The 6,642-nt window shown below is 65.0% G+C and carries 7 protein-coding genes; 6 read left to right on the top strand and 1 reads right to left on the bottom strand.

Annotated features, from left to right (window positions below; all coding sequences use genetic code 11):
- Nucleotides 1-184: 184 nt before the first annotated feature.
- Nucleotides 185-1,246: a D-alanyl-D-alanine endopeptidase gene (pbpG, locus tag AT959_RS14685; RefSeq protein WP_066884329.1), complete on the top strand. Its 1,062-nt coding sequence runs from the start codon at nt 185-187 to the stop codon at nt 1,244-1,246.
- A 53-nt stretch (nt 1,247-1,299) separates the two neighbouring features.
- Here pbpG and AT959_RS14680 read toward each other — a convergent pair whose 3' ends face one another.
- Entirely contained in the window at nt 1,300-2,028 is a 729-nt protein-coding gene (locus AT959_RS14680) for an IclR family transcriptional regulator (protein WP_083518444.1), read from the bottom strand.
- Between the two features lie 142 nt (nt 2,029-2,170).
- Here AT959_RS14680 and AT959_RS14675 point away from each other — a divergent pair, with 142 nt between their 5' ends.
- The 5 genes from AT959_RS14675 to AT959_RS14655 are packed head-to-tail and all read left to right on the top strand — an operon-like array spanning nt 2,171 to nt 6,642.
- Entirely contained in the window at nt 2,171-2,902 is a 732-nt protein-coding gene (locus AT959_RS14675) for a (Fe-S)-binding protein (RefSeq protein ID WP_066884327.1), read from the top strand.
- Nucleotides 2,902-4,344 (top strand): lactate utilization protein B, encoded by a 1,443-nt coding sequence (locus AT959_RS14670; protein ID WP_066884323.1) that lies wholly within the window; start codon nt 2,902-2,904, stop codon nt 4,342-4,344. The genes AT959_RS14675 and AT959_RS14670 overlap by 1 nt, the downstream gene beginning before the upstream one ends.
- Nucleotides 4,345-4,346: 2 nt before the next feature.
- Nucleotides 4,347-5,045: an aldehyde dehydrogenase family protein gene (locus AT959_RS14665; protein ID WP_066884322.1), complete on the top strand. Its 699-nt coding sequence runs from the start codon at nt 4,347-4,349 to the stop codon at nt 5,043-5,045.
- Nucleotides 5,045-6,001 (top strand): D-2-hydroxyacid dehydrogenase, encoded by a 957-nt coding sequence (locus AT959_RS14660; RefSeq protein ID WP_066884321.1) that lies wholly within the window; start codon nt 5,045-5,047, stop codon nt 5,999-6,001. Before AT959_RS14665 ends, AT959_RS14660 begins: the two co-directional genes overlap by 1 nt.
- Nucleotides 5,998-6,642 carry a LutC/YkgG family protein gene (locus AT959_RS14655; protein WP_066884320.1) on the top strand — a complete coding sequence of 215 codons (645 nt, stop codon included), beginning with the start codon at nt 5,998-6,000 and terminating at the stop codon, nt 6,640-6,642. Before AT959_RS14660 ends, AT959_RS14655 begins: the two co-directional genes overlap by 4 nt.

Below are 6,642 nucleotides of genomic sequence, written 5' to 3'. Positions count from 1 at the left end.
CCGGTCAACATCCTGACCCCGACCGCCACCGTGCGCCGGATCGTCAATATGACGGCGCTTACAGTGGTTGATGCTGTATAAATTGTTGCTTTAAGTTGTTGTTGTATCTAATTATTTTTATTGAAAATTCACTATCCCCTGCTAAACTCAGTTAAAATTTTCCGCTGTTGGCAGGAGATAGTGAATGAAACAGAAATTTAAGGCCGCGCTGTTGCTCGGCGCCCTGCTTGGCGTGGGGTTAAATGCCCCGCTGCTGGCGGCGACGAGCAAGAAAGAAACCGAGCAAGCCAAAAAATCCCAAGCGGCAGCCAAGCCTGCCGTGAAATCGGCCGCCAAGTCGGCACCGACCAAGAAAGTTGCTGCGGCACCTGCCCAGAAATCGGCCAAGCTGCCGGCGGCAAAGTCCGGCAAGTCAGTACAAGCATCCAGTCAAACCGCCAAGAAGCCGGTCCGCCGGGTTTCGATGGCTGATATCGATCCGAGCCGTTTGGCCCTTTACTCGTCGTCGGCGCTGGTCATCGATCAGAGTACCGGCCAGGCCGTGCTGGAAAAGCATCCCGACACCGTGGTGCCGATCGCCTCGATTTCCAAGCTGATGACCGCGATGGTCGTGCTCGATGCCAAGCTTGATTTGCATGAAGTGATCGCCATTGGCGAGGACGATGTCGATGGCCTGAAGGGCACGCGTTCGCGTTTGCCGGTCGGCACGACGATGACGCGTGAAACGGCGATGTTGCTGGCGCTGATGTCCTCGGAAAACCGGGCGGCCCATTCGCTCGGCCGGCACTACCCGGGCGGCATGCCGGCTTTCGTCCAGGCCATGAACCGGAAGGCGCAGGCCTTGGGCATGGTCAACTCCCGTTTCGAGGAGCCGACCGGCCTGTCGAGCAATAATGTGTCGACCGCCCACGATCTGGCGCGGATGGTCTCTGCCGCAGCGCGTTACCCGGAAATCCGCGGTTTCTCGACGACGGCGGAAGCCCGGGTCGAACTGAACGGCCGGCCGACCGACTTCCACAATACCAATGCACTGGTGCGCAGCGACAACTGGGAAATCGGCGTTTCGAAGACCGGCTACATTTCCGAGGCGGGCCGTTGCCTGGTGATGCAGGCGCGGGTCGCCGACAAGCCGGTGGTAATCGTGCTGCTCGACTCGGTCGGCAAGATGACCCGGGTTGGCGATGCCAACCGGATCAAGCGCTGGATGGAGAGTGCCAGCCTGGTCTCGGAGCGCCGTCCGGTCTGATGGGCGGAATAAGCCAGGAAAGGCCGCTGCGTGCGGCCTTTTTTGTTGCCTGATTATTTCTTGAGGCCGGTGTAGCCGAGGGCCTGCGAAACGGCGTCGGCGGTCTTCTTGACCTGCTTGGCCCAGTCCGGGTCGTGCCGGTCGACCGGGGCGGAGACGGAGAGGGCGGCGATGATCTGGCCTTCGTCGTCGCGGATCGGGGCGGCGACGCACTTGAGGCCGATTTCGGCTTCTTCGACGTCGTAGGCGATGTCGTGGCGGCGGACCTTGTCGAGTTCCTTTTCCAGCGTCGCCAGCGTGGTTAGCGAGTGCGGCGTCTTGCCGGGCAGGCCGGTGCGCTTGGCATATTCGCGAATCTTTTGTGGACCGTCGGCAGCGAGGAAGAGCTTGCCGAGCGAGGTCAGGTGCAGCGGGGCGCGGCCGCCGACCAGATAGACGACGCGGACCAGTGAGCGGCCAGACGAGGTGCGTTCGAGGTAGACAATCTCGTCGTCGTGACGGGCGCCAAGATTGATCGCTTCGCCGATCTGCTCGTGCAGTTCCTGCATGAAGGGCAGGGCGACTTCGCGCAGGCTGATACGCGATTTGACGATGGCGCCGAGTTCGAGCAGGCGGATGCCGAGCCGATAAGTGCCGGCGTCTTGACGTTCGACAAAGCGCGCATTGGTCATCGCTGCCAGAATGCGGTGCGCGGTTGACGGGTGCAACTCGGTCGCGTTGGCAAGTTGCTTCAGGCTGGCGGATTCGCTCGAGTTGGCCAGGGCGTCGAGCAGAGACATCATGCGCTCGATGACCTGGATGGAGCCGGGAGTTTTTACCGGCTCTTTGGTGGAGTCGATGGCAGCTTGAGACAACTGGATTCCTTTATTGGTGCTGTTTGAGTAGCATTAGCCACTTCATTTTCTTGTGCGGTGCAATATTAGCATGCGCGTAGCCCTCTACGTTACCTGCCTCGTGGACCTGATGCGACCGTCGGTCGGCTTTGCCGCCCTGCGTTTGCTGGAGGCTGCCGGCGCCGAAGTTTTCGTGCCGGAAGGCCAGACTTGCTGCGGTCAACCGGCCTGGAATGGCGGAAACCGGGCGCTTGCCGTCGACCTGGCGAAGAAGGCCATCGGCGAGCTGGAAGGCTACGATTACGTGGTGATTCCGTCCGGTTCCTGTGCCGATCAGATCCGCAATGTCTATCCGCAACTGCTGGCCGACGATGCCCACTGGGCGCCCCGGGCAACGGCGCTGGCCGGGCGGGCGCGCGAGCTGACCGAGTTCCTGGCCGAGGTCATGCCGCTGACGCAGATGCCGGCCGAATTTGCCGGCAGCGTCACTTACCATGATTCCTGCAAGGGCTTGCGCGGTTTGGGCATCAAGCAGCAACCGCGCGACTTGTTGCTGCAGGTCCGTGGCCTGAGCCTGCAGGAAATGCCGGATTGCGAGGAATGCTGCGGCTTTGGCGGGGCATTTTCGGTCAAGTATGGCGAAGTGTCGACGCAGATTGTCGACCGCAAGTGCGCCTCGATCGCCACGGTCGGGGCCGATGCCGTGGTCGGCGGCGATCTCGGCTGCCTGATGAATATCGAGGGTCGCCTGCGTCGGCGCGGTGACGAAAAGACGCGGGTGCTGCATATCGCCGAAGTGCTGGCCGGCGGGGGCGGGGCCTGATGCGCGCCGCCGAGCATTCGCAGGCCATGCATTTCCAGGCGCGGGCCGGCGAGAAAGTGCGCAATCCGGTGTTGCAGCGCGCCTTGCAGAAAGCCAAGCCGCTGTTCGTCGGCAAGCGGGCCAAGGGCATCGCGGCGCTGGCCGAGGACGGCCTGGCCTTCGAGCCTTTGCGTGCGGCCTGCGAAGAGATCCGCAATCGCGTGCTGGCCGATCTCGATGTCTGGCTGGCCATCTTCGAGGAGCGGGCCAAGGCGACGGGGGCCGAAGTGCTGTGGGCGCGCGATGGCGACGAAATCTGCGATCTGGTGATCGACGTCGCTCGCCGGCATGGCGTGACCAAGGCCGCCAAGTCGAAGTCGATGCTGTCGGAAGAGGCGCACCTGAACGAGGCGCTGGCTGCCGCCGGCATCCGCCCGGTGGAGACCGATCTCGGCGAATACATCGTGCAGCTGGCTGGTGAAACGCCGTCGCACATCATCGCGCCGGCCGTGCACAAGACCATCGACGAGGTCGAGGCATTATTTGCCCAGGAACATGGTCGACCGCCGGAGCCACGCACGTCGGCCGACATTCCGGCGATGACGCGCGAGGCACGCCAGGTGCTGCGCCAGCATTTCCTGACTGCCGAAATGGGCATCACCGGCGCCAATTTCCTGATCGCCGAAAGTGGAACCGCTTCGCTGGTCACCAACGAAGGCAACGGCCGGATGGTGACGACGCTGCCCAAGGTGCATGTCGTGATTACCGGCATCGAGAAAATCGTCCCGACGCTGGAGGATTTCGCCACCTTGATGCGCCTGTTGCCGCGCTCGGCGACCGGCCAGACGATTTCGAACTATGTTTCGCTGCTCACCGGAACCAAACAGCCAGGCGAGCACGACGGCCCGGAAAAGACAGTCTTCATCCTGGTCGATAACGGTCGCGCCGCCCTGCTCGGCTCGGCCTACCAGGACATGCTGCGCTGCATCCGCTGCGGCGCCTGCATGAACCATTGCCCGGTCTATTTCTCGCTGGGCGGCCACGCCTACGGCTGGGTCTATCCCGGGCCAATGGGCTCGGTGCTGACGCCGCTCTATACCGGTATCGAAAACGCGCTCGACCTGCCGCATGCCTCGACCGGTTGCAACCAGTGCGGTAGCGTCTGTCCGGTGCGGATTCCGCTGCCCAAGCTGATGCATCGCCTGCGCGAAGAACAGGTCGAGCGCAGCCTGCGCCCGTGGTCCGAAAGTTTCGGCCTCAAGGCCTGGGCCTGGCTGGCTGGCAAGCCGAAGCTCTACCGCTGGGTGGCCCGGCTAGCATCGCGCTATCTCAACTGGCTGGCCGACGACAGCGGCCGGATCCGCGTTTTTGGCCTGGCCCCGGGGTGGACCGCCGGCCGCGACCTGGCCGCGCCGAAAGGCAAGACATTTCACGAACTTTACGCAGCAAGAAAGCGAGCTTGAGTATGGATTTCTCTCCCGAAGGCCCGAAGGCCATCCCGATGTGGGTTAACGGCCACGCCTTTCTCACCGTCGGCAATGCCTTCTATGACGTGATCAACCCGGCGACCGGCGAAGCGATCCGCCGTGTGCCGCTGTGCGGTGCCAGCGAAGCGGCCGAAGCGGTGCTGGCGGCGCGCACGGCGCAGCCGGCGTGGGCCGAGATGGGCTTGCCGGCCCGCCGAATCTGCCTCGGCAAGTTGGCCGATGGCCTGGAAGGTTATAGCGGTCATTTCGCCAAGTTGCTGATCGCCGAAACCGGTATCGACGAAGCTGCCGCCGCCGCCGAAGTGGCGGCCGCGGTCGAGGCGCTGCGCGGCGTCAGCGTTGGCGACACCGGCATCATCGGCCTGGTCTTCGATGCCTCGCGGCCGCTCGCCGCCTTTGCCGAGGTCATGGCCCCGGCCGTGCTGGCTGGCGCCACCGTGGTCGTCAAGCCCAGCCCGCGGGCGCCGTCCTGCGCTTTCGCGCTGTGCGAGCTGTCGGCTCGGGCCGAGTGGCCGGCCGGCGTGCTCAACCTGCTGCAGGGCGACACCGCGGCCATCGACGGCCTCTGCATCGCCGGTATCGACCGCCTGGTCTATCGCGGCAATGCGGCGCTCGGCGTCGATATCGGCGCCATCGCCGATGCCGCCAAGACGCCTTATGTGATGCTGCCCGCCTGATGCAGCGCATCGTCTATCTGGAGCGTGATTCGGTCATCGCCGAGGTGCGCCGGCCGGCCTTCGCCCATGAGTGGACCGAGTACGCCAGCACGACGCCGGCCCAAGTCATCGAGCGCCTGACCGGGGCAACGATTGCCATCGTCAACAAGGTGCCCTTGCCGGCGGCTGCGGTCGACGCGCTGCCCGACCTGAAAATGGTCGCGGTGGCGGCGACCGGCACCAATATCGTCGATCTCGACGCTTGCCGGGCGCGCGGCATTGTCGTTTCCAACATTCGCGGCTATGCCGAGCACACGGTGCCCGAGCATGTGCTGGCGCTGCTGCTCGCCCTCTCGCGCAACCTGGTCGCCTGGCGCGAAACGCTGCTGGCCGGGCGCTGGCAGCAGTCCGACCAGTTCTGCCTGTTCGATCACCCGATCCGCGACCTGCATGGTGCGACGCTCGGCCTGATCGGCAGCGGCAGCCTGGGCAATGGCGTCGTCCGGCTGGCCGAGGCTTTCGGCATGCGCGTGCTGCGCGCCGAACGGAAAGGGGCGACCGCTGTTCGCCCCGGCTACACTGCCTTTGCCGAGGTGCTACGCGAGGCCGATGCGATCAGCCTGCATTGCCCGCTGACCGATGAAACCCGGGGCCTGATCGGCGAAGCTGAACTGCGGGCGATGCGTCGCTCGGCGCTGCTGATCAACACCGCACGCGGCGGCATCGTCGATGAAGCGGCGCTGATCCAGGCGCTCAAAGAGGGCTGGATCGGCGGCGCCGGTTTCGACGTGATTACCGCCGAACCGCCGCCGGCCGGGCACCCGATGGTCGCGCCTGATCTGCTGGCGCTGCCCAATTTCCTGCTCACGCCGCATGTCGCCTGGGCCAGCCGGCCGGCCATGCAAACGCTGGCCGACCAGTTGATCGACAACATCGAAGCCTTCGTCGCCGGCGCTCCGCGGAACCGGGTCGCATGACGGCGCGCGAGGATATTCTCGGCCGCGTGCGGGCCGGCGTCGGTAAGCCGGACTTCGCCGCCCGTCGCGCTGCCGCCGAAGCCTACATGGCGGCGCGCCAACGCGGGCCGCAGCCGGTGATCGGCGGTGATCTCGCCGCCCGTTTTCGGGCCAAGGCGGAGAGCCTGTCAAGTACCGTCGAGGCGGTGGCCGAGGCGAGCGAAGTGCCGGCGGCCGTCGCCCGCCATCTGCAGCAGCATGGCCTGCCGCAGCAGGGCGTCGTGACCAACGACGTCGCGGCCTTCGACTGGGCCGGTAACGGTCTGCAACTCAGCCCAAGGCCGGCGGTGGACAGCGATTTGCTGGGCATTTCCGGCTGCTTCTGCGCCGTCGCCGAAACTGGCACGCTGCTGCTGCTCTCCGGGCCGGAAACGCCGGCCAGCGTCAGCCTGCTGCCGGAAACGCACATTGCGCTGGTCCAGGTGTCGCGCATCGTCGCCACCATGGAAGACGCTTTCGCGCTGCTGCGCGCCGAGCGAGGTAGCCTGCCGCGGGTGGTCAATTTCATCTCCGGCCCGTCGCGGACCGGCGACATTGAACAAACCATCGTCCTCGGCGCCCACGGGCCGTGCCGGGTACATCTGATCCTGATCGGAGCCTAG

Origin of the sequence: Dechloromonas denitrificans (assembly GCF_001551835.1) — a bacterium.
Classification (GTDB): domain Bacteria; phylum Pseudomonadota; class Gammaproteobacteria; order Burkholderiales; family Rhodocyclaceae; genus Azonexus; species Azonexus denitrificans.
This window is presented reverse-complemented; position numbering and strand designations above follow the sequence as displayed.

Excerpts from the sequence above, each read along its gene's own strand:
- pbpG (WP_066884329.1), top strand. The coding sequence starts at position 185 with ATGAAACAGAAATTTAAGGCCGCGCTGTTGCTCGGCGCCCTGCTTGGC.
- AT959_RS14680 (WP_083518444.1), bottom strand. The coding sequence starts at position 2,028 with ATGATGTCTCTGCTCGACGCCCTGGCCAACTCGAGCGAATCCGCCAGC.
- AT959_RS14675 (WP_066884327.1), top strand. The coding sequence starts at position 2,171 with ATGCGCGTAGCCCTCTACGTTACCTGCCTCGTGGACCTGATGCGACCG.
- AT959_RS14670 (WP_066884323.1), top strand. The coding sequence starts at position 2,902 with ATGCGCGCCGCCGAGCATTCGCAGGCCATGCATTTCCAGGCGCGGGCC.
- AT959_RS14665 (WP_066884322.1), top strand. The coding sequence starts at position 4,347 with ATGGATTTCTCTCCCGAAGGCCCGAAGGCCATCCCGATGTGGGTTAAC.
- AT959_RS14660 (WP_066884321.1), top strand. The coding sequence starts at position 5,045 with ATGCAGCGCATCGTCTATCTGGAGCGTGATTCGGTCATCGCCGAGGTG.
- AT959_RS14655 (WP_066884320.1), top strand. The coding sequence starts at position 5,998 with ATGACGGCGCGCGAGGATATTCTCGGCCGCGTGCGGGCCGGCGTCGGT.